At 66.5% G+C, this 22,555-nt stretch carries 20 protein-coding genes; 6 read left to right on the top strand and 14 right to left on the bottom strand.

The annotated features are described in order from the left end of the window. Positions 1 to 27: 27 nt before the first annotated feature. Genes OK351_RS07710 through argC form a run of 6 tightly spaced genes read right to left on the bottom strand, consistent with a single transcriptional unit; the run spans position 28 to position 5,914 of the window. Positions 28 to 552, bottom strand: a complete 525-nt coding sequence (locus OK351_RS07710) for an arginine repressor (protein WP_371931397.1) — start codon at positions 550 to 552, stop codon at positions 28 to 30. After that, on the bottom strand, positions 533 to 1,492 hold the full coding sequence (argF, locus tag OK351_RS07705; RefSeq protein WP_265157512.1) for an ornithine carbamoyltransferase: 960 nt from the start codon (positions 1,490 to 1,492) through the stop codon (positions 533 to 535). The genes OK351_RS07710 and argF overlap by 20 nt, the downstream gene beginning before the upstream one ends. A 3-nt stretch (positions 1,493 to 1,495) precedes the next feature. Then, positions 1,496 to 2,776, bottom strand: coding sequence for an acetylornithine transaminase (locus tag OK351_RS07700; RefSeq protein ID WP_265157510.1), 1,281 nt, complete (start codon positions 2,774 to 2,776; stop codon positions 1,496 to 1,498). After that, on the bottom strand, positions 2,776 to 3,696 hold the full coding sequence (gene argB / locus OK351_RS07695; protein WP_265157508.1) for an acetylglutamate kinase: 921 nt from the start codon (positions 3,694 to 3,696) through the stop codon (positions 2,776 to 2,778). The genes OK351_RS07700 and argB overlap by 1 nt, the downstream gene beginning before the upstream one ends. A gap of 11 nt (positions 3,697 to 3,707) precedes the next feature. Then, a complete protein-coding gene (argJ, locus tag OK351_RS07690; RefSeq protein WP_265157506.1) occupies positions 3,708 to 4,886 on the bottom strand; it encodes a bifunctional glutamate N-acetyltransferase/amino-acid acetyltransferase ArgJ in 1,179 nt (392 codons plus the stop codon). After that, positions 4,883 to 5,914 carry an N-acetyl-gamma-glutamyl-phosphate reductase gene (gene argC / locus OK351_RS07685; protein WP_265157504.1) on the bottom strand — a complete coding sequence of 344 codons (1,032 nt, stop codon included), beginning with the start codon at positions 5,912 to 5,914 and terminating at the stop codon, positions 4,883 to 4,885. Before argC ends, argJ begins: the two co-directional genes overlap by 4 nt. A 184-nt stretch (positions 5,915 to 6,098) precedes the next feature. Between argC and OK351_RS07680 the strand changes: the two genes are divergently transcribed. From OK351_RS07680 to ppk2, 4 genes are all read left to right on the top strand, one after another. Next, positions 6,099 to 7,067 (top strand): quinone oxidoreductase family protein, encoded by a 969-nt coding sequence (locus tag OK351_RS07680; RefSeq protein ID WP_265157501.1) that lies wholly within the window; start codon positions 6,099 to 6,101, stop codon positions 7,065 to 7,067. Between the two features lie 218 nt (positions 7,068 to 7,285). Continuing rightward, the gene (locus OK351_RS07675) at positions 7,286 to 11,188 is read left to right on the top strand and encodes a Pls/PosA family non-ribosomal peptide synthetase (protein ID WP_265157499.1); all 3,903 of its coding nucleotides are present in this window, start codon (positions 7,286 to 7,288) and stop codon (positions 11,186 to 11,188) included. Between the two features lie 10 nt (positions 11,189 to 11,198). Continuing rightward, positions 11,199 to 12,506, top strand: a complete 1,308-nt coding sequence (locus OK351_RS07670) for a M1 family metallopeptidase (RefSeq protein ID WP_265157496.1) — start codon at positions 11,199 to 11,201, stop codon at positions 12,504 to 12,506. A gap of 154 nt (positions 12,507 to 12,660) precedes the next feature. Next, complete coding sequence (gene ppk2 / locus OK351_RS07665) at positions 12,661 to 13,557, top strand: polyphosphate kinase 2 (protein WP_265157494.1); 897 nt, start codon at positions 12,661 to 12,663, stop codon at positions 13,555 to 13,557. Here ppk2 and OK351_RS07660 read toward each other — a convergent pair. Both OK351_RS07660 and OK351_RS07655 read right to left on the bottom strand, forming a co-directional pair. Next, positions 13,554 to 15,077, bottom strand: a complete 1,524-nt coding sequence (locus OK351_RS07660; RefSeq protein ID WP_265157492.1) for a DUF5129 domain-containing protein — start codon at positions 15,075 to 15,077, stop codon at positions 13,554 to 13,556. The genes ppk2 and OK351_RS07660 overlap by 4 nt on opposite strands. 135 nt (positions 15,078 to 15,212) lie before the next feature. After that, the gene (locus tag OK351_RS07655) at positions 15,213 to 15,509 is read right to left on the bottom strand and encodes a hypothetical protein (protein WP_371931396.1); all 297 of its coding nucleotides are present in this window, start codon (positions 15,507 to 15,509) and stop codon (positions 15,213 to 15,215) included. Between OK351_RS07655 and OK351_RS07650 the strand changes: the two genes are divergently transcribed. Together OK351_RS07650 and OK351_RS07645 are read left to right on the top strand one after the other, a co-directional pair. Further along, positions 15,487 to 15,903, top strand: coding sequence for an MFS transporter (locus OK351_RS07650; protein ID WP_265157488.1), 417 nt, complete (start codon positions 15,487 to 15,489; stop codon positions 15,901 to 15,903). The genes OK351_RS07655 and OK351_RS07650 overlap by 23 nt on opposite strands. A gap of 17 nt (positions 15,904 to 15,920) precedes the next feature. After that, positions 15,921 to 16,409 carry a GNAT family N-acetyltransferase gene (locus tag OK351_RS07645; RefSeq protein WP_265157486.1) on the top strand — a complete coding sequence of 163 codons (489 nt, stop codon included), beginning with the start codon at positions 15,921 to 15,923 and terminating at the stop codon, positions 16,407 to 16,409. A gap of 187 nt (positions 16,410 to 16,596) precedes the next feature. Here OK351_RS07645 and OK351_RS07640 read toward each other — a convergent pair whose 3' ends face one another. The 6 genes from OK351_RS07640 to OK351_RS07615 form a co-directional block, all read right to left on the bottom strand. Continuing rightward, the gene (locus tag OK351_RS07640) at positions 16,597 to 16,869 is read right to left on the bottom strand and encodes a helix-turn-helix domain-containing protein (protein ID WP_265157484.1); all 273 of its coding nucleotides are present in this window, start codon (positions 16,867 to 16,869) and stop codon (positions 16,597 to 16,599) included. Further along, a complete protein-coding gene (locus OK351_RS07635) occupies positions 16,869 to 17,330 on the bottom strand; it encodes a DUF2975 domain-containing protein (RefSeq protein ID WP_265157482.1) in 462 nt (153 codons plus the stop codon). Before OK351_RS07635 ends, OK351_RS07640 begins: the two co-directional genes overlap by 1 nt. A gap of 267 nt (positions 17,331 to 17,597) precedes the next feature. Next, a complete protein-coding gene (gene pheT, locus OK351_RS07630) occupies positions 17,598 to 20,138 on the bottom strand; it encodes a phenylalanine--tRNA ligase subunit beta (RefSeq protein WP_265157480.1) in 2,541 nt (846 codons plus the stop codon). A gap of 4 nt (positions 20,139 to 20,142) precedes the next feature. Continuing rightward, positions 20,143 to 21,222 carry a phenylalanine--tRNA ligase subunit alpha gene (pheS, locus tag OK351_RS07625; RefSeq protein WP_371931395.1) on the bottom strand — a complete coding sequence of 360 codons (1,080 nt, stop codon included), beginning with the start codon at positions 21,220 to 21,222 and terminating at the stop codon, positions 20,143 to 20,145. A gap of 114 nt (positions 21,223 to 21,336) precedes the next feature. Then, entirely contained in the window at positions 21,337 to 21,990 is a 654-nt protein-coding gene (locus OK351_RS07620) for an LppM family (lipo)protein (RefSeq protein ID WP_265157478.1), read from the bottom strand. A 116-nt stretch (positions 21,991 to 22,106) separates the two neighbouring features. Continuing rightward, a complete protein-coding gene (locus OK351_RS07615; RefSeq protein WP_265157476.1) occupies positions 22,107 to 22,550 on the bottom strand; it encodes a (deoxy)nucleoside triphosphate pyrophosphohydrolase in 444 nt (147 codons plus the stop codon). Between the last annotated feature and the right edge of the window lie 5 nt (positions 22,551 to 22,555).

The following is a 22,555-nucleotide window of genomic DNA, read 5'->3' as shown; positions in this document are numbered from 1 at the left end:
TGGGGGCACGGTACCGGTCCCGGCCTGCTAGTTGGTATCGGCCAGCTGCAGGAAGCGGCTGGCGACATCCGCCCCGCCCTCGGCATTGCGGGTGATCACCATGATGGTGTCGTCCCCGGCGATACAGCCCAGGATCGCGGGGATCTGCGAGTGGTCGATCGCCAGTGCGAGCAGGTTCGCCGCTCCCGGCGGGGTGCGCAGCACCACGATATTTCCCGACGCCTCGGCGGTGACCAGTTGCTCCTGGCAGATCTTGGCCAATCGCGCGTCCAGCACCTCCTGGGTGAGCGCGGACTGCGGGGAACGGTCCCCGCCTTCCTGGCGTACCGCGTAGATCAGCTGCCCGGAGGCATCGCGGATGCGTACCGCCCCGATTTCCACCAGATCCCGGGACAAGGTGGCCTGGGTGACCTCCAGCCCGTCGTCCTTGAGCAGCGCCAGCAACTCGGCCTGGGACTTGACCGAGTGGTTGCCCAGGAAGGTGCGGATCCGCGCCTGCCGGGCCGTCTTGGTGCTGGGTTGGGCAGCCACGCTACTTCGCTTCCCGGACACTGGCGGCCAACCCGGAGGCGGCCATCAGCCAGGCCATGATGGCCTTCTGCGCGTGCACCCGGTTTTCGGCCTCGTCGAAAACCACCGACTGGGGTCCGTCGATGACCGCCGCCTCGATCTCGTAGCCGCGGTAGGCCGGCAGGCAGTGCAGCACGATCGCATCGTCCTTGGCCCGGGCCAGTGCCGCGCTGGTGACCGCGTAGTCGGTGAACAGCTTCAGCCGGGCCTCCTTCTCCTCCTCCTGGCCCATGGAGACCCAGGTGTCGGTGGCGATGACGTCGGCATCGGCCAACGCGGCGGCCGCATCGGTGGTGATGGTCACCGACCCGCCGGTCAGTGCGGCGCGTTCCTGCGCGGCGACGACGATCGATTCGGCGGGCAGGTAGCCTTCGGGCCCGGCGATGCGCACGTGCATTCCGGCATTGACACCGGCCAGCAGGTAGGAGTTGGCCATATTGTTCGCCGCATCCCCCAGGTAGCTCATGGTCAGTCCCGCCAGCTCGCCCTTGTGCTCGCGCACGGTGAGCAGGTCGGCCAGCAGCTGGCAGGGATGGTAGTCGTCCGACAGGGCGTTGATCACCGGCACCGAGGAGTTCGCGGCCATCTCCTCCAGCCCCGACTGGGCATAGGTGCGCCACACGATGGTGGAGACCATGCGTTCGAGCACCTTGGCCGAATCGGGGATCGATTCCTTGTGCCCCAGCTGGGATTCGCCGGAGTTGATAATCAGCGGCGAGCCGCCCAGTTCGGCGATCCCGGCGTGGAAGGACACCCGGGTGCGGGTGCTGGTCTTGTCGAAGAACACTGCCACGGTCTGCGGGCCGGCATACGGGGTGAAGCCGTACTTCTCTGCCTTCATCTCCAGGGCCAGGTCCAGCACCTCACGCTGTTCGGCCGGGGACAGGTCCAGGTCGGTCAAAAAGTGGCGGGTGGTAGCCATGGGCTAGTTCTCCTTGTGGGTCAGCAGCCCCTGGCCGATCAGGGCAGGCAGCTTGTCGATGAAGGTGGTCAGCTGGTCACGCGTGATGACCAGTGGCGGGGCCAGCCGGATGGTGGCCGGCCCGGTGGTGTTGATGATGAATCCGGCATCCAGTCCCGCGCTGACCACCTGGGCGGCGATCGGCTTGTCGAGGTCGAAGGCGATGAGCAGGCCCCGTCCACGCACCTGGCTGATCCCGGTGATCGCGGACAGCTCCTCACGCAGCCACTGGCCGGTCTCGGCCACGTGGGAGAGCAGCTGCTCCTTGTCGATCACGTGGATGGTGGCCAGTGCCGCGGCGGTGGCCACCGGGTTGCCGCCGAAGGTGGTGCCGTGGTCCCCGGGATTCAACAGGTCGCTGGTGCGGTGCCCGAAGGTGAGCATCGCGCCGATCGGGAACCCGCCGCCCAGACCCTTGGCCAGGGTCATCACATCCGGCAGTACCGGGGCGGAGGCGAAGTACTGTCCGGTGCGTCCCATACCGGTCTGCACCTCGTCGAAGATGAGCAGGGCACCGGCCTGGTGGGTGATGGCCCGGGCGGCACGCAGGTAGTCGACATCCAGTTCCCGCACCCCGGCCTCACCCTGGATGGGCTCGATGAACACCGCCTGGACACTCTCGTCCACGGCCGCGCGCAGCGCCTCGATATCCCCGGCCGGCACCCATTCCACGTTGCCGGGCAACGGCTCGAACGGCTCGCGGTAGGCCTTCTTCCAGGTCAGCGACAGCGCCCCGAGGCTGCGCCCGTGGAACGCGTTCTCCAGGGCGATGACCTTGGTGCGCGGCTTGTCCGCGGTCCCGGCATTGCGCCGGGCCAGTTTCAACGCGGCCTCGTTGGCCTCGGTGCCGGAGTTGGTGAAGAACACCTTCGAGCCCCCGGGGGCCGCGGAGATCTCCAGCAGGCGCTCGGCCAGCGAGATCTGGGCCGGCGAGGTGAAGAAGTTGGACACATGGCCCAAGGTGGCCAGCTGGGAGGAGATCACGCTGGTCAGCAACGGGTGGGCGTGGCCCAGGGTGTTGACCGCGATCCCGCCGAGCAGATCCAGGTACTGGCGGCCATCGGCATCCCAGACATGGCAGCCCGAGCCGCGCACCAGCACCCGCTGCGGGGTGCCGAAGACACCCAGCAGCGCCGAGGCGTAGCGTTCGGTCAGCGCGGTGGAAGTCACCGCCGCCGAGGGCAGCGCACCCAATGCCGCCAAGGCATCGGTGGAGGACTGGGGGTGGTTGCTGGTCGTGGGCATTATCCGTCCTTTCCGGGCACCACCTGGGTACCAACCCCGGCAGTGGTGAAAACTTCAAGCAACATGGAATGTGGTTGACGTCCGTCGACGATATGTGCGCGGGCCACCCCGGCGTCCACCGCGGCCAGGCAGGCGGCCATCTTCGGGATCATCCCGGATTGCAGGTCCGGCAGCATCCGGCGCAGCTCCTCGGCGGTGAGCGAGGTGATCAGCGAGGACTTGTCCGGCCAGGCGGCATAGAGCCCCTCCACGTCGGTGAGGATCACCAGCTTGGAGGCACCCAACGCCGCGGCCAGGGCGGCAGCGGCGGTATCGGCGTTGACGTTGAGCACCGCACCGGTCGGTTCCCCGGCCGCGTCGAATTCCGGGGCCACGGTGGAAATCACCGGGATCATCGTGGCGGCCAGCAGGTTGTCCACCTGGTCGGTACGGACCCCGGTGACCTCCCCGACCAGTCCCAGATCCACTTCCACCCCGTCCACGGTGGTTCCGGTACGCACCGCCTGCAAGGTGGCGCCGTCCTCTCCGGAGAGCCCCACGGCGTACGGTCCGTGCGAGTTGATCAGCCCGATCAAATCGCGCTGCACCTGTCCGGTAAGCACCATCCGCACCACGTCCATCGCCTCGGGGGTGGTGACCCGCAGCCCGCCACGGAACTCTGATTCGATGCCCAGTTTCCGCAGCATCTTGTTGATTTGCGGTCCGCCACCGTGCACCACCACCGGGTTGATGCCCACGTGTCGCAGGAACACGATGTCCTCGGCGAAGGCGCGGCGCAGCTCCTCGTTGACCATGGCGTTGCCACCGTACTTGATGACCATGGTGGATCCGGCGAAACGCTGGATCCACGGCAGCGCCTCGATCAGGGCCTCGGACTTGCGTTGGGCCTCGTCCATGGCGGTGGGTTGGGTTTCACTCATCTGGCTGGTTCCTAGCTGGAGTAGGCGGAGTTCTCGTGCACGTAGTCGTGGGTCAGGTCGTTGGTCAGGATGGTGGCTTCCTCGGTTCCGGCGTTCAGGTCGATCTCGATCGACACCTCGCGCTCCTGCAGGTCAACCAGGTCGCGGTCCTCACCCACTGCCCCGGCACGGCAGACCATGATGCCGTTGATCGACACGTTCAGCTCGTCGGGTTCGAATGCCGCCTGGGTGGTGCCGACCTCGGAGAGCACCCGGCCCCAGTTCGGGTCCTTGCCGAAGATCGCGGTCTTGACCAGGTTGGAGCGGGACACCGCCCGGGAGACCTCCAGGGCGTCGGCCTCGGTGGCGGCGTTGAAGGTTCGCACCGCGATGGTGTGATCCGCGCCCTCGGCGTCATCGATCAGCGCCTTGGCCAGTTCCCGGCACAGCTCGGTCAGCAGCACGGTGAATTCCCCCGGTTCCGGGCTGGTCCCGGAGGCACCGGAGGCCAGCAGGGCCACGGTGTCGTTGGTGGACATGCAGCCATCGGAGTCGGCACGGTCGAAGCTCAGCGCGGTCGCACTGCGCAGCGCCGCATCCAGGCCGGCCGCCTGGAGCTTGGCATCGGTGGTGAGCACCACCAGCATGGTGGCCAGCCCCGGGGCCAGCATGCCCGCGCCCTTGGCGATGCCCCCGATGGTGTACCCGGTGCCGCGGCGGACCGCCTGCTTGGGCACGGTGTCGGTGGTCATGATGCCCTGCGCCGCCTGCAGCCCGGCCTGCTCGGAAGACTCCAGCGCCCCGATCGCCTGGCTGACCCCGGGCAGCAGCTTGTCCATGGGTAGCTGCATGCCGATCAGCCCGGTGGAGGCCACCAGCACGTCAGACGCCGAAATGCCGAGCAGCTCGGCCGCGTATTCGGCGGTGCGGTGGGTGTTGGCGAATCCCTCGGGTCCGGTACAGGCATTGGCCCCGCCGGAATTCAGCACAATCGCCTCGGCTCGGCCGTCGGACACGGCCTGCCGGGACCAGTGCACCGGGGCCGCGGCCACCCTGTTGGAGGTGAACACCGCGGCGGCGGAGAACTCGGGTCCCAGGTTGCGCACCACCACGACGTCGTTGGCGCCGGTGGATTTCAAGCCGGCCGCAACCCCTGCGGCGGTGAAGCCGGCCGGTGCGGTAATTCCGGTGCTGGCGGTTGGTTGGCTCACGGTGCGACTCCCTGCATTCTCAATCCGGTGGTTTCCTCAAGGCCCAGGGCGATATTCATCGACTGCACGGCGCCGCCGGCAGTGCCCTTGGTGAGGTTGTCGATCACCGCGGTGACGATCACCCTCGAGGCGTGCTCGTCCAGGGCCAGCTGCAGCTGCACCTGGTTGGTTCCCAGCACATTGCCGGTGCCCGGCCACTGCCCCTCGGGCAGCAGGGTCACGAAGGGCTCCTCGGCATAGGCACGCTGCCAGGCCGAGCGCAGCTGGTCCGCGGTGGTGCCGGGTTTGACCCGTGCGGTGGCGGTGGTCAGGATACCGCGGGGCATCGGGGCCAGGGTCGGGGTGAAGGAGACCTGGACCGGCTCGCCGGCCACCAAGGACAGGCCCTGCTCGATCTCCGGGGTGTGGCGGTGCGAGCCACCCACGCCATAGGGGCTCATCGATCCCATGGTCTCGCTGCCCAGCAGGTGCGGTTTGGCGCTCTTCCCGGCGCCCGAGGTGCCGGAGGCCGAGACGATGACCACGTCGGAGGGCTCAAGCAGACCGGCCCCGTACCCGGGGGCCAGGGCCAGCTGCGCTCCGGTCGGGTAGCAGCCGGGCACGGCGATGCGTTTGGCCCCGCGCAGCGCCTCGCGGTGCCCGGGCAGTTCGGGCAGGCCGTAGGGCCAGTGCCCGGCATAGCCTTCGCCGTAGAACTTGGCCCAGGCCTTGGCCGAGGTCAGCCGGTGGTCGGCCCCCGCATCGATGACCAGGGTGTCGGCGGGCAGTTGGGCGGCAATCTCGGCACTGGCGCCGTGGGGCAGGGCCAGGAATACGACATCGTGTCCGGCCAGGTTTTCCACGGTGGTTTCAACCAACACCTTCTCGGCGAGCGCGTGCAGGTGCGGGGCGATGGCCCCCAATCGGGTTCCGGCTTGGGAGTGCGCGGTAATGGCACCGATTTCCACCTGCGGGTGGTTGGCCAGGATTCGCAGGACTTCGCCACCGGCATAGCCGCTGGCGCCAGAGACAGCTACTGAAATCGTCATGGATTAACCCTACCGCTGAATATGCATGAAACCTAATAAATATTCATACTTTGCGTCCGGGTTCGCCATCCGCGCCGACCCTTCCGGGTTCTGTCCGGCCTACGGCCCTAGACTGGCAGGGGGAATAATTCGCACCGTGCGCGACTTACAGCCGATGACGCTGATTGAAGGGATGGAACCGAGGATGACACAGTACACGATTGTGGCCAACCAGGCCGGCGGGCCCGAAGTCTTGGAGTACGTCGAGACACAAATCCCCACGCCAGGTGAGGGTCAGGTGCAGGTGGAGGTGGCTGCCGCAGGACTGAACTTCATCGAGACCTACCAGCGCTCGGGCACCTACCCGGTGGACTACCCCTTCACGCCGGGTTCGGAGTTCGCCGGCACGGTCACCGAGGTGGGGCCGGGGGTGCGAAACCTGAAAGTCGGTGACCGGGTAGCGACGTCCGAGGGGGTTAACGGATATGCACAGTTCGTGGTGGTTGATGCCGCGGTGCTGGGCAAGGTGCCGGATGCGGTGGACCTGCGCCTTGCCGCGGCCTTGCCACTGCAGGGCTGCACCGCCCATTACCTGATCCATTCCAGTTACATGGTGCGTTCCGGGGACGTGGTGCTGACCTATGCCGGGGCCGGCGGGGTGGGGTTGCTGCTGACCCAGATGCTCAAGCTCAAGGGGGCGACCGTGATCACCACCGCCTCCACCCAGCAGAAGAAGGACCTGGCCAAGGCCGCCGGTGCGGACTATGTGGTGGATTACGACCAGGTGCCGCAGACCGTGGCCAAGGTGACTGGCGGGAGCGGTGTGCATGCGGTCTATGACGGGATCGGCAAGGATACCTTCGAGATGTCGCTGGAGGCGCTCAGGCGCCGCGGCACACTGGTGCTCTTCGGCGGGGCCAGCGGGCAGGTTCCGCCGCTGGACCTGCAGCGCCTGAACGCCGGCGGGTCGCTGACCGTCACCCGTCCGAAGCTCGCGGATTTCCTGACCACCCCCGAGGAACGGGCCTGGCGGTTCGGTGACGTGCTGGGCTGGGTAGCCGAGGGCAAGATCGATGTGCGCATCGGTGCCGAGTTCCCGATGGCCAGGGCCGCCGATGCCCACCGTGCACTGGAGGGGCGCCAGACCACCGGGAAGGTGCTGCTGCTGCCGTAGGCCAACGGACGGCAGCACCTCCGGCCGTCCACCAGCTGTCCCGGGGTGCGGAATTTCACTGGTCACACTGTGCAGGTAGCGGTGCATCGGTGGTTTACTTGAACCGGAAATCACCACGCTTTCCGCCCCTCCCAGGATCCATTCCACAGGCACCGTCCCCCTCCGGTGCACCGCGTGCCTGCCTTGCAGGCCAGTGAAGGAACGGATCGATTCTGATCATGGATCAGCCCACCACCGTGCGCCATGCCGCGCAATTCCCGGGCAGCTCGCTGGCGCCCGCCGCGCGTACCCTGGTCGAACTCCTGCAAGCCACCGCCGAGGCGTATCCGGATGCCGCGGCCATCGATGACGGCGGGAGGATCCTGGGGTACGCCGAGCTGGTTGCGGAGGTCAAGGCGTACGCGCTGCAACTGCACCAGGCCGGGCTGGGTGCCGGGGACAAGGTCGGAGTGCGGATCCCCTCGGGCACCGCCGAGCTGTACCTGTGGATCCTGGCCATTCTCTGGGTCGGGGCCGCCTACGTCCCGGTGGATGCCGATGACCCCGATGAGCGTGCCCGGGTGGTCTTCGAGGAAGCGGCGGTCGCCGGGCACGTCACGGGCACCGGTCGGATCACCGTCATCGGCCAGCGTCCGGCCCCGTTCCGCTCCCCCCGCGCCCCGCAGGCGGAGGACGATGCCTGGGTGATCTTCACTTCCGGTTCCACCGGCAAACCCAAGGGCGTGGCCGTCACCCACCGTTCGGCCGCAGCTTTCGTGGATGCCGAGGCGCGCATCTTCCTACCCGACGAACCGCTGGGTCCCGAGGACCGTGTCCTGGCCGGGCTGTCGGTGGCCTTCGACGCCTCCTGCGAGGAAATGTGGCTGGCCTGGCGCCATGGGGCCTGCCTGGTGCCGGCTCCGCGTGCCCTGGTCCGTAGCGGCATGGACCTGGGGCCGTGGCTGATTTCCCGGTCGATCACCGCGGTTTCCACGGTCCCCACGCTGGCTGCCCTGTGGCCGGCCCAGGCCCTGGCCCAGGTCCGCCTGCTGATTTTCGGCGGCGAGGCCTGCCCGCCGGAGCTGGCCGCGCGGCTGGCCACCGGCGGCCGCGAGGTGTGGAACACCTACGGACCCACCGAGGCCACAGTGGTCGCCTGCGCGGCCCTCATGGACGGTTCCGCCCCGGTACGTATCGGGCTTCCCCTGGATGGTTGGGACCTGGCCGTGGTGGATCCCGATGGTCGACCGGTAGCCGAGGGCGAATCCGGGGAATTGATCATCGGCGGGGTCGGCCTGGCCCGTTACCTGGATCCGCAGAAGGATGCCGAGAAGTACGCGCCGATGCCCACCCTGGGCTGGGAGCGTGCCTACCGTTCGGGTGATATGGTCCTCAACGACCCCGCCGGGCTGGTCTTCATCGGGCGGGTGGATGACCAGGTGAAGGTCGGCGGCCGGCGGATCGAGCTGGGTGAAATCGACGCAGCGCTCAATGCGCTGGAGGGTGTCTCCAGTGCGGCCGTCGCGGTACGCGAAACCGGAGGGGGCAACAAGATCCTGGTCGGCTACCTGAATGCCGCGGCCGATTACGATCTGGACACCGCCCGCACCGAGCTGCTCGGGGAACTGCCCGCGCCCATGGTCCCGCTACTCGCCGTGGTGGAGACCATGCCGATGAAAACCAGCGGCAAGGTCGATCGCAACGCCCTGCCCTGGCCGCTGCCCGGGACCGGGGACCGGGACACACCGGCCATGGACGGCCTGGATGCCCTCGGCCAACTGATCTCCGATGCCTGGCAGGCCAGCCTCGGGTTGGCCCCGCAGGATCCCGATGCGGACTTCTTCGCCGCCGGCGGCGGATCGCTCAGCGCCGCCCAACTGGTTTCCGCGCTGCGCGTGCGCTACCCGGATGTGACGGTGGCCGACCTCTACGACTACCCCCGTTTCGGGGCCCTGCATGAATTCCTGGCCGCCCAGGATCCGCAGACCGAAGCAAACGAACCGCGCGAGGTGGTGCGCACCGCCCGCGGCACGCAGTGGCTGCAGACCCTGGCCTCGGTCCCGCTGTTCATCCTGGCCGGGCTGCGCTGGTTCACCTACCTGCAGATCGGGCACTGGGTGCTGGCAGTGGCCGGCATCATCGGCACCGGGCCGGCACTGCATGGGGGTGTCCTGGCCGCACTGTGGCTGGTTTTCGTCTCCTCCCCGGGCCGCATGGCCCTGTCAGTGGCGGCATCCCGGCTGCTGCTGCGCGGCCTGGTACCGGGCACCTACCGGCGGTCGGGATCGATGCACCACCGGCTCTGGCTGGCCCAGCACATTGCGGACCTGGTGGACCCGGTCTCGCTCTCCAGCGCCTGGTTGCTGCCGGTCTACGCCCGCGCGCTGGGGGCGCGGATCGATCCCGGCGCCACCATGCACACCCTGCCGCCGGTCACCGGGATGCTCAGCGTGGGGCCCGGCGCCACGCTGGAACCGGAGGTGGACGTCTCGGGCTACTGGATCGACGGTGACCAGCTGCACGTCGGGGCGATCGAGGTGGGGGCCCGCGCCTCCGTCGGGGCCCGCTCCACGCTGGCCCCGGGCTGCGTGCTCGCAGCGGACACCGTGGTGGAGGCCGGGTCCTGCGTCTACGGCCACACCCGCGCGGCCTCGCGCTATGCCGGGTCACCGGCCGTGCGCGAGGCCAGGGCCAAGCCGAAGTGGCCCAGCGACGTGGCCCCGGTGCGCTCGTTGAACAAGCTGGCCGGCGGGCTGGGGTCCATCCTGCTGAACCTGTGGCAGTGGCTGCCGGTGGCCCTGGCCGTCATCGCTACCAGCCCGCTGCTGCGTGGCCTGGAGTCCTTCGCCGAGGTGGGGTGGCGGCTGGTTCCGGCGGTGCTGTTGGCTGCCGGGATCTGGTTCCTGGGCAATATGCTGGCCACCATCATCGTCGTCCGTCTGCTGTCCATCGGCCTGACCGAGGGCTGGCATCCGGTCACCAGCCGGATCGGCTGGCAGGCCTGGGCCACCGAACGGGTGCTGGATACCGCCCGTGACACCCTCTTCCCGCTTTACGCCTCCCAATTCACCCCGGTCTGGTTGCGCCTGCTGGGCGCCAAGGTGGGCCGCGACGTGGAAATCTCCACGGTGCTGCTGATCCCGAAGATGACCACCATCGGCTCCGGGGCCTTCCTGGCCGATGACACCATGGTCGCCTCCTACGAGCTTGGCGGCGGGTGGATGCACATCGCCCCGGTACGCATCGGCAAACGTGCCTTCCTGGGCAATTCCGGCATCCTGAACGCCGGGCGCCGGGTGCCCAAACGCTCGCTGATCGCGGTGCTGTCGGCCACCCCGCGCAAGGCGAAGGCCGGCACCTCGTGGATCGGTTCCCCTCCCACCAAGCTGCGTCGCACCACCGTGGATGCCGAGTCGGAGCTGACCTACCGGCCGCCGTTGAAACTGAAGATCGCCCGCGGCCTGTGGGAGGCCATGCGTGCCGTGCCGGTGCTGTGCACGGTGGCGATCGCCGTCGGCGTGCTGTGGGTGCTGGACTGGCTGACCGTGCAGTACGGGCCCTGGCTGGCAATGCTCGCCTCCGGCGCGGTACTGGTGGCCGCCGGTGCGGTGGCCGGGTTGCTGGCCGTGGCCGCCAAATGGCTGGTGGTCGGGGTCATCCGCCCGGGCGAGCATGCCCTGTGGAGCTCGTTCATCTGGCGCAATGAGGTGGTTGACAGCTTCATCGAGCTGGTGGCCGCTCCCTGGTTCGCCCGTCTGGCTTCCGGGACTCCGGCCCTGGTCTGGTTCCTGCGTGCGTTGGGGGCCAGGATCGGCCACGGGGTCTGGTGCGAAAGCTACTGGCTTCCCGAGGCCGATCTGGTGACACTGGGCGATCATTCCACGGTCAACCGCGGGTGCGTGGTGCAGACCCACCTGTTCCACGACAGGGTGATGTCCATTGACAAAGTCCATCTGGATGCCGGTTCCACCCTGGGACCGCACAGCGTGATCCTGCCGGCGGCCCGGATCGGGGCGGGCACCACCGCCGGACCGGCCAGCCTGGTCCTGCGTGGCGAACAGCTGCCGCCCAACACCTACTGGCGCGGAAATCCTGCGGCACGCTGGGCCGATGCGCAGGACGAGTTGTCTCACAGTGTGTAAGGTGCTTGTCATGCCCCATCACCATGTTGATTCCTACACCCGGAATTACGGTTCGGACGCCTATACCGTGGAGCGGTACGAGCTCGAGCTGAAGATCAAGTTGTCCAGTAACCTGCTCGAGGGCACCGCGGTGCTCAGCATCCGGGCGCTGGAACCCTTGGCGACCGTGGCGCTGAACCTGACCGGGCTGCGCATCGCCAAGGCGCTGTGCCAGGGGCGTCGGTTGGCTACCCGCCGGCGCGGGCCGCAACAGCTCATTCGGCTGGCCACCAAGCTGGCTCCCGGCGAGCGCACCGAGCTGGTGATCCGCTACACCGGTAACCCGCGGACCCACGACGGGATCTGGGGCGAGATCGGGTGGGAGGAACTGACCGACGGGGTGCTGGTGGCCGGACAGCCCACCGGGGCGAGCACCTGGTTCCCGTGTAACGACCATCCCCGCCACAAGTCCACCTACCGGTTCGAGATCACCACCGATGCCGGGTACACGGCCGTGTGCAACGGCCGGTTCATCGAACAGCGCCGTGCGGCCAGCCGGCACACCTGGATCTACGAGCAAAGCGAGCCGATGGCCAGCTACCTGGCCACGGTGCAGATCGGGCTCTACCAGCAGCTGCCGTTGGATTCGACCGGGAGGCTGCTGGCCTATGCCCCGCCGGCCGCGGCCCAGCGGGTGCGCGGTGCCTTCAGCCGGCAGCCGGAGATGGCCGAGCTCTTCGAGCGCTGTTTCGGCCCCTACCCGTTTGAGCAGTACAAGGTCGTGGTGGCAGACGATGAGCTGGAGATCCCGCTCGAGGCCCAGGGGTTGAGCATCTTCGGGGTGAACCACCTGTCGATGGACTGGGAAGCCCAGCGGCTGATCGCCCACGAGTTCTCCCACCAGTGGTTCGGCAACTCGCTGACCCTGGACAGCTGGAAGCATATCTGGTTGCACGAGGGCTTCGCCTGCTTTGCCGAATGGCTGTATTCGGAGGCCAGTGGCGACCTGGATCTGGCCACCCGGGCCGCCCAGGCGTGGGAGCTGCTGGATGCGCAGGCCAAGGACATTATCGTGGCCGATCCCGGGGCGCCGGACATGTTCGACGACCGGGTGTACAAGCGCGGGGCATTGGCACTATATGTGCTGTGTCGGACGTTGGGGCGGGATCCTTTCTTTGCCATGCTGCGCAGCTGGACCGAGACCAACCGGCACGCGCATGTCGATACCGACCGGTTCCTCGCCCACGCCCAGGATCATGCGCCCGATGGCGTGAACGTGCACGCACTGCTGGACCCCTGGCTGTTCGCCAAGCCCCTGCCGTTGCTTCCCGCCGGCTGAGTCCCGGGGTGGGGCCAACACGTGGAGCTGCACGTGCCACCGATGAGGAACACGCGGTGAACCTCACCACAATACCGCCGGAGAGTACCGTTTTTCCGGCACGGGTTTGCCCGCTATTCACTGGCCGTTAACCCCGGAAATCTACCTTTGCCTCATGACCATCGAACTTCCCCTGCTTGAAGAGGCCTTCCGCGGCTACACCGTGTTGGACAACGACGATGACGACCCGGTGCTGGTGCGCGCCGACGGAAGCATTGTCGATACCTGGCGTGAGGACTACCCCTATGGCCTGCGGCTGGACCGCGAGACCTATGAGCGGGAGAAACGTGCCCTGCAGATCGAGCTGCTGAAGCTGCAGAAATGGTTCAAGGCCACCGATCGTCGGCTGATGATCGTGTTCGAGGGCCGGGACGCCGCAGGCAAGGGTGGGACCATTAAACGCTTCACCGAACACCTGAATCCCCGTGGCGCCCGCGTGGTTGCCCTGGAGAAGCCCAGCGAACGCGAATCCACCCAGTGGTACTACCAGCGTTATATCCAGCACTTCCCGGCCGCCGGGGAAATGGTGCTCTTCGACCGTTCCTGGTACAACCGGGCCGGGGTGGAGCGGGTTATGGGCTTCTGCACCGACGAGCAGCACACACATTTCCTCCGGCAGACGCCCCAGTTCGAGAAGTTGTTGGTGGATGAGGGGATCGATTTGGTGAAGTTCTGGTTCTCGGTCTCCTCCGGGGAACAGCTCACCCGTTTCACCATTAGGCGGATCGATCCGGTACGCCAATGGAAGCTGTCCCCCATGGACTTGGCGTCACTGGATAAATGGGATGACTACACCATGGCCAAGAAGGAGATGTTCCTGGCCACGGATACCGACTTCGCCCCCTGGATCGTGGTGAAGTCCAATGACAAGAAGCGTGCTCGGCTACAGGCCATGCGCCACGTGCTGAACCTCTTCGAGTACACCGGCAAGGACCATGAGCTGGTCGGCATCCCGGATCCCCGCATCGTGGGCCGGGCCGCCAACGTGATCGACCACGGCGAGGAGTTCTAGAACCGGGAGGACCCTCCGGCACCGGAGAAACTGCCGCCACCGGAATAGCCCTGGGACACGCCACCGGAGGATGAGCTGGCGGCCTCACGCGAGGACGTCACCGCGCTCACCCCGGAGCTGTAGCCCACGTTGTAGGCCTGGACCCGCCAGAACCACTCCCCGGGGCTGGTTACATCCAGGATGGAACCGCCACCGCGGGGATTGTTCTTGGAGTATGAGTAGCGCGAACGAGACATGGCCTTGCGCATTTCCTCCTTCTCCTCCTCGGTCTGGGCATAGGCCTCGATCTGGGCGGTAGAAAACTCCTCCAGCTTCGCGGTCAGTTCCTTGCGCACCTCGGCCAGCCGGTCCAGGGCGGTGTCCACATCGATCCGCTCCGCTTTCAGGTCGGATCCTGCCTTGTCCACTTCGGACTGGGCGGTGTGGCTGAAGGATTCCAAGGCGGCGGCAACTGCTTTCAGCTCCTTGCTTGGGCCCTTGACCAGTTCGGCAAGCTGATCGAGGTCCTCCAACACCGGCGCGGTTTGGGCCCGCCATGCGTCCTGCCAGGTGGCTGAGCGGGTGTAGAGCGCCGACGCGGCGATGATTGCGTCATCGGTCATATCCAGGTCCTCTGCGGCGATGCGGAACTTCCTTACCCGCACCACCCCTTCGGCCGAGGACCGTTCCTTTTTGCCTGCCGCCTCCAGCTCCTTCTGTTCGGTGAAGTTGGTGCGGTAGCTGGCCACGAAATCGGCGAAACGCCGCTCGAGGTCCGCCGCATGGTAGGAACCGGTGGGTAGTGTCCGGGCAGCCAGCTCGGTGGTATCCAGGTCCATGGTCACGTTGGACAGGTGGGATTTGCCCGCCTGCAGCTCCGTCGCGAACTTCTTGCGTCGCGATGAGCGCACGCCCAGGACAGCACCCCAACCTGCGACACCGATACCCCCGCCCAGACCCACGGTCCACCACAGGGCGGGCTGCTTGTACCAGGGCCGGTTCATGATGGTTGCCCCCTTGGTGGCGACGGCGACTACCCCGTCGGACCAGCGGCCTTGCTTGAAGTCGCCGTAGCCGGCTTCATGGATGGTTTCCATCTGCGAACTGCTGACCTTGCGATCCTCACCGTAGTAGGTGCCGATCTGCCCGGAATCGGCTCCCTCGACGGACAGGGTGATGATGAAGTATCCATCGGCCCAGTAATCCCCGTAGTCTTCGGGATCCTGTGAAATCCATTCCGGATGCGATTGCTGGGCGTAATGCAAGGTCCTGGTGTTGATGTCATCCGAATACTCACCCTCGCGGGTGTAGATGGCAAGATTGGTCGGCTCGTTGAAGTCGATGTCCTCAAGCGCTGCACGCAGCCGTTGCTCGTTGAGCACTCCGGCGGTGTCCTCAACGGTGATGGAGTCCAGGTTCTGCCCGGTGGTGATGTGCACCCCGGTTCCCACCGCACTCGCCGCAGGCAGGACGCCCACTAGTCCCAGCACGGCAGCTGCCGACGCTGCCGCACTTCGAATCGGAAGACTGAGATGACGCATGGGTAATATCCCTCCAAGGATGTCTATCGATTTCATCCGGTCGATGGCTTATCTCCATACTACCCATTGTGCGACCGGCTGCCACGGTGCCACGTGCCCCAGGATGGTGAGCAACAGCGGGAATGACCCTCGGTCTCAGGCCAGATGCCGAAAACGTTCCCAAGCGGACTGGCGTGTCATTCCCAACGCCCGCCCGATTCTCTCCCAGCTGATTTTCCGCTCCCGGGCGATCCCCACCCACGCCGCCAGCGACTTTTCCACCTGCAGTTGCACCGAGGCGACCTGCGGCAGGTGTTCGAGTAGCTGGTCGTTATCCATGGCATCCCACGGACCAGCCTCGGGTACCGGCAGGGCCCCGGGATCCCGGGTCGCCAGAAGCCTGGCCGCGGAACCCACGCAGTGGGAACAGATGGCCACGCCGGGCCCTCCCACGAACCGCCGTTCCGCGGTTTTCGGGATCCCGCAGAAGCTGCAGAATTCCGAAGTCCGATTGGCCGGCGCGCTGCCACTCTCCCCGCTGGTATGGCCCGGTATCTCAGGGTTCGGCTGGTCGCTGCTGGTCGTGATCCATACCGTTGCCGGGGCGGATGTCATTCCGAAGTTGACCGAAGCGCGAATGCTCGGCCGGGTCATTGCCAGCAACCGGTTTTTCATTCTCGGAACGATGCCCCTGGCCAGCCTGGCTGGTGGACTGGTGGCAGCCGGATCCGGTCCCGCGACGGCGCTGTGGATCTGGGCGGTGCTGGCTGCACTGTCGGCCCTGCCGATCGTGTTCTCGCCGATACGCCACTGGCGGCAGGTCCCTGTTTCCCCTGTTGCCAGCTGAACCGGTACGGTGAATTCATGACTGATCCGCCGCCGATAGAACTCAGGGGTTTCACCTCACAGGACATCGGCTTCGTCACGCAGTTGGCTACCGACGAGCGGGTTGTCCGGTTCGTCGGGTCGGGGCAACCCTGGTCGGCCGGGTATATCAGCGAACGCGCCGACGCCGCCCTGGCTGAGGATCCGCTGGATCGTGTCGGTTCCTGCCGCTGGTTCATTGCCACCCGGCGAGGGGAACCGGTGGGGCTTCTGGTGGCAGCTCGACGTACCGGATCCGTGGAGATCGGATACTGGGTGGCTCCCGCATCATGGGGACAAGGCGTTGCCGGTTCCATCCTCGCCCAGGCCGTGGGCTTGGCTTCCGGGATCTTCGGTTGCAGCGTGTTGAGCGCCCGGGTTATGCCCGGTAACGAGGCATCTATCCGGCTCTTGCAGCGCAATGGTTTCCAGCCCCAGCCAGCCGATACGGATATCGTCCGGTTCCTGCTTGATACGACTCGTCACTAGCTCCCGGTTCAAACCTGGAAGTCCGGGTTTACCTGTATACCGGGTCCCGCCGAGCGCAGTGGATCGGGGACGTCATCCTCGATCGTCCATGTCGGACCCGGTCGGGTTCCAGATGGGTTCGGGCACAGCGTTGGATCAAGCAGACCAGCCCCAGGCATGCGGCGAATAGCGCCAATGTTCCGGGACTTCACCGCGACTCACCCCGCCCCGATGATGAGGGTCCACCATCGATGGTATTGTCCTCGGCATCTGCTGCGGCAGGTTCCCAGCGCAGGATATCTCCCGGCTGGCATTCCAGTACGCGGCACATCGAGTCCAGGGTCGTGAACCGGATCGCCTTGGCCCTGCCGTTCTTGAGTACCGCGACATCGGCCGGTGAAATCCCCACGGCTGCCGCGAAATTGCCCACCGACATCTTGCGGCGGGCCAGCATGATATCGATGTCCACAACGACCGGCATCACACCACCATATCCAGTTCATTCCTGTCTCTGGTCGCGGCGATCAGCAGCCCGCGCATGACCAGCATCAAGAGCAGCATTCCCCACCCGATCGCACGGACTGCCGCCAGCGACAAGACAATTCCGGGACCACCCACCTTGACAACAAACAACAAGTGGATGGGTGCCAGCGCGGCCAGGAAAGCGGCCAGCGGCAGTCTGGTCGTCAATGCGCTGACCCGGCGCACGGCGCGATTCGAAAAAACGGAATCCTGCTCAACCATCGACAGCAGCCGCCAGATGATCACCAAGGCCGCCTGAAGGCGGGCGATGGAAAGGATGGCAATCACGGAGTATGGGATGGCCAGGTGGGCGGTTTCCCGGTAGCGCCCTCCCTGCTCTTCTGCCGGTGTGGGAACCAGGACCTGTCCAAGCACGCAGCCCAGGAACATCGTCACCAGGACCACTCGTAAGGCAACCACCACAAGAATCTTCACACATTGCTTATCAGTGTAAATCTATCGAAATTCAAGGGATGAGGGAATGCACCTGTCCGTGGGCCCGGTCCGTGGCCTAACAGTGGGCGGCTCCACATCGGTTTCGGAAGGCTCCCGTGGCAGCGGCCTGTCCACCAGGGCACGTTCACCGGTCGGTGACGTGAGCTCCTGGGCCCGGGCGTGGCGGGATAGCGCAAAGGCCCTGTCGCTTCCGTAGCGGAAACGACAGGGCCTTTGCCCTTGTTTCTGGTTCTAGCGCTGGACGGCACCGAAACGCTCGGCGGCCACAGCCACGGCCGCGGCGCGTGCCTCGGAGGCCTCATCCGCGGTCAGCGTACGGTCCATGGCCCGGAAACGCAGTCCGAAGGCCAGCGACTTCTTGCCGTCCTCGATGCCCTTGCCCGAGTAGACATCGAATAGCGTGATGTCCTCCAGCAGCTCACCGGCCCCTTCACGCAGGGCTGCCAGCACCTGCCCGGCCACCACTTCCTGGTCAACAACCAGGGCCACATCCTGGGTGGCCAGCGGCTGGGTGGTCAGCGGTTCGGCAACGACCACGGCAGGGGCCGCGGCCATCAGGGCCTCGGCATCGATTTCCATGGCCACGGTACGGGCCGGCAAGTCCAGCTCCTTGAGCAGCTGCGGGTGCAGTTCACCGGCGTAGCCGATGATCTCGCCGTCCACACCCAGTGCCGCGGTGCGGCCCGGGTGGAAGGCCTGGTGGCTGCCCTGGCTGACCTCGAGCTGGACGCCCAGGATGCCGGACACGGTCCTGGCGGTATCCAGTGCATCCGCCCAGTCCCAGGCGCGCGGGGTGTAGTTGACCCCGGCCCGGGCCTCGTGACCGCTCAGGACCGCGGCCACATGCCATGGCTGCCGGGGGATCCCGGCGTCCAGGTCGGCAAGCACCTCGTCGCTGGGCTTGATGCCCAGCGGCGGCAGGTAGGAGGATCCGACCTGTTCGCGGGGCAGGAACACCAGACCGCCCTCGTACAGGGCCAGGTCACGGAAGCCGCGACCGTGGTTGCGCCGGGCGATCTCCAGCAGGCCGGGCAGCAGGCTGGTGCGCAGCAACCCGTATTCGGAGGAAATCGGATTGGCCAGCTTCACCGAGTCGACCCCGGTTCCCGCCACGGGAGAGCCGAAGGTCTCGTTCTGCGCTGCCGAGACGAACGGGTAGGCCAGCACCTCGGTCAATCCGGCATCGGCCAGACCCTGCAGTACCCGGCGGCGCTGCGCCTGGGTGCGGGTCAGGCCACGGCCCGGAGGAGCTACCGGCAGGGTGGCCGGGATCTTGTCGTACCCGACAATGCGGGCCACTTCCTCAACCAGGTCCTCCTTGGACCCCAGGTCCGGACGCCAGGTCGGGGCGATGACCTCGAAGCCCCCGGTAACGGCGGTGACGGTGCCGCCGATACCTTCCAGGGCCGAGATGATCTGCTCGTCGGTGTAGTCCACGCCGATCAGGGCGCTGGCGTATCCGGCAGGCAGGGTGATGAGCGCGGGGTCCGCCGGGGTGCCGGCGTCGGTGATCTTGCCGGTGTCGGTGCCCCCGGCCAGTTCCACCAGCAGGTCCACCGCACGCTGGGCGGCGATATCGGCCACCAGCGGATCCACGCCGCGTTCAAAGCGCTTGGAGGCTTCGGAGGGCAGCTTGTGGCGGCGGCGGGAACGGGCAATGGAGACCGGCTCGAAGTTCGCGGCCTCGACCAGCACCCGGGTAGTGGAACCGGAGACCTCGGTGGACGCTCCCCCCATGACACCGGCGATGCCGATGGCCCCGGTGTCGTCGGTGATCAGCAGGTCCTCAACGTGCAGGGCACGTTCCTTCTCATCCAGGGTCGTCAGCTTCTCCCCCGGGGTGGCGCGGCGCACCACGATCGGGCCGGAGACCTTGTCCGCGTCGTAGAAGTGCAGCGGCTGGCCGAGTTCGAGCATCACGTAGTTGGAGATGTCCACCACCAGCGAGATCGAACGCATGCCCGCCAACTGCAGTCGGGAGGCCATCCAGCGTGGGGTCGGACGGTCCTGGTCGATCCCGGTGACCTCGCGGGCCACAAAGCGCGAGCAGCCGGTAACCCCGTAGATCGGTGCGCTGTCTTCCACCCGCACCGGGTGCCCCTCGGCGGCGGCCGATGCCAGCTCGATGGTCCCGGCCGGGTCGGTGAAGGAGGTGCCGGTGGTCAGCGCGTATTCGCGGGCCACTCCGCGGATCGAGAAGCAGTAGCCGCGGTCCGGTGTCACGTTGATCTCGGCGGCCTGGTCGTACAGGCCGAACAGCTCCATGACGTCGCTGCCCAGCTCCGGGTCCAGGCCCAGGGTCGAAAGCACGATGATGCCGTCGTGGTCTTCGCCGATGCCCAGTTCGCGGCTGGAGGCGATCATGCCGGCCGAAATGTGGCCGTAGGTCTTGCGTGGAGTGATGCGGAAGTCCCCGGGCAGCACGGCACCGGGCAGGGTGACAACCACCTTGTCGCCTTCCACGAAGTTGTGGGCGCCGCAGATGATGCCCTGCACCCCGGACGGGTCGATCCCCTCACCGGTCAGGGTTTGCTCGGTCCCTTCGGGAACCACGCGCACCTGGCACCAGTTGATGGTCTTGCCGTTGCTCTGTTCTTCCTTCTCGATGGACAGCACCTGGCCGACCACGATCGGGCCCGAGAGCTCATCGCCGGGGCGGTGCACGTCTTCCTCTTCGAGGCCGACCTTGACCAGGTCGGCCATGACGTCCTCGGCCGTGGCGTTGGCTGGTACCTGCGCGTACTCGCGCAGCCAAGACAGTGGTACTCGCATTGGGTTAGATCTCCATCCCGAAGTGCTGGCTGAAACGGATGTCGCCTTCGATCATGTCGTGCATATCCGGCACGTCATTACGGAACATCAGTGTGCGTTCGATACCCATGCCGAAGGCGAAACCGGAATACTCTTCCGGATCCAGTCCTGCGGCACGCAGCAGGTTCGGGTGGACCATGCCGCAGCCGCCCCACTCGATCCAGCGGGGACCGCCCTTGGCGCCGGGGTGCCAGATATCCAGCTCGGCCGAGGGTTCGGTGAACGGGAAGTAGGCCGGGCGCAGGCGGATCTGGGCTTCGGCGCCGAACATCTGCCGGGCGAAGTGCTCCAGGGTACCGCGTAGGTCGGCCATGGTCAGGCCCTTGTCCACGGCCAGGCCCTCGAACTGGTGGAATACCGGGGTGTGTGTGGCATCCAGTTCATCGGTGCGGAAGGTCCGCCCCGGACAGAGCACGTAGACCGGGACGTCGCGTTCGAGCATCGAGCGCATCTGCACCGGTGAGGTGTGGGTGCGCAGCACCAGGTGCGCGTCGGCAGGCTCAACGAAGAACGTGTCCTGCATTTCACGGGCCGGGTGGTCCGGCTTGAAGTTCAGCGCGTCGAAGTTGAACCATTCGGATTCCACCTCGGGGCCTTCGGCGATTTCCCAGCCCATGCCCACGAAGATGTCCGAGACCCGGTCCTGCAGCACCGAGAGCGGGTGGCGGGCTCCGAGCGGGCGGCGTACCGGGGCGGCGGTGACATCCACAGTCTCCTCCACCAGGATGCGCGCGGCCTCCTCTTCCTCAAGAACTGAGGTCCGCGACGCCAGGGCCTTGTTGACCCGGCCGCGGGCCGAGCCAACGAGCTTGCCGGCCACGGCCTTTTCGCTCTTGTCCAGTTTGCCGATCTGGCGGTTGGCCAGCGACAGCGGGGACTTGTCCCCGGTATGCGCCAGCCGTGCGTCCTTGAGCTCCTCCAGGTTACCGGAGGCCTCGAAGGCGGCCAGGGCCGCCTGGATGGCGGCGTTGATGGCCGCTTCATCCGTGGGATGTGGTGGGGCAGCCGCGTCCGGCTGGGTTTCTTGAATTGTCTGATCAGACATGGGGATCTGGTGATCCTTCTCTTCGCTGGTAATTCTCTTGGTACCCATTCTATTGGCAAGGCCCGCCAACGATTGATTCGATGACGGGCCGGGAGCCAAGACCTGGGTCGGGTTCTAGTGTTGCGCGTCGTCCTTCACGCGCTTGGGTGCCATGGCAATGGCGATCACCAGGGTCAGCACCAGCAGGGCGCCACCGAAGACGATCGAGTAGAACAGGGCGTTGTTGGTGGTGCCGGTAGCCTCGTAGACCTCGGCCCCCTGGATCATGTCGAAGGTCACGGTGGATCCCTCGATCACCCCGGTTTCCGAGGCGCCGGTGACATGGCCCGGGAAGGTCACCGACATCGAGGCGGTGCCCGCACCCGGTTCGGTGGAGCCTGGCGCGTTACCCGGCATGGAGAAGGCGAACCCCTCGGCCGTATTGGCCAGGCTGATCGGCAGCTCGAAGCTCTGGAAGGCATCCTGCAGCTGGATGAAGTTCATCGCCTGGACGGTCTCGAAACGCAGGCCGGCTTTCACTCCGTCGTTGATCTGGGTGTAGGTCCAGTTCTCACCGGTGATCTGCTCCAGCTGCGCGGTATCGACCTGCGAGCCCAGGGCTTCGTCCAGGGTCGCCCCCTGCAACAGTGAGGCGTCCATGGTGACTTCCACGGCTCCGCGTGCCTTGTCTTCACCCTCGATGGTGACATGGGCGCTCAAGTCCACGCAGCCGGCCAACGCCAACATGGCGGTGAACATCATCGCCAGTACACCTACAAGTTTCTTCACGCGGTAACTCCTCAAATAAGGTTCAGTGTGCTCGTCCGGGGATTGCGTTGGCACACAAACCCCCTGATCCAGCTTACGCGGGTTGGATGGCGCGCGCCCACTTGCAGGCCCGTGATTCAGTTCGCGTCCAGACCCACCGGTGCCTTCGCGTCGGCCACGCAGGCGGCCACGATCGGCGCATCGGCGGGAATCCACGGTACCTGTTCGCCTGGTTCATCGTCCAGGGCCAGCCAGCGCAATTCATCATGGCCGTCGAGGGGTTCAGGCGTTCCGTTGCTGATCACCGCGAACCAGACCCGCATCGCCGCCTTGTCGTTCAGCTGCCAGCCCTGGTCCAGCGGACCGTAGATCTCCTCGCCGACGGTAATCCCGATTCCCAGTTCCTCACGGATTTCGCGGTGCAGGGCGTCGAGCACCTCTTCTCCGGCCTCCACCTTGCCACCGGGGAATTCCCATTGCCCGGCCAACTCGGCCGGACGGTTGCGGCGGGCGGCGAGCAGCATGGTGGGGTTTAGCAGGGAATCCACCAGCGCAACGGCGACGATCTGTTTCAGGCTCATGGCAG

The organism is Glutamicibacter sp. MNS18 (genome assembly GCF_026107515.2).
In the GTDB taxonomy this organism is placed as follows: domain Bacteria; phylum Actinomycetota; class Actinomycetes; order Actinomycetales; family Micrococcaceae; genus Glutamicibacter.
This window is presented reverse-complemented; position numbering and strand designations above follow the sequence as displayed.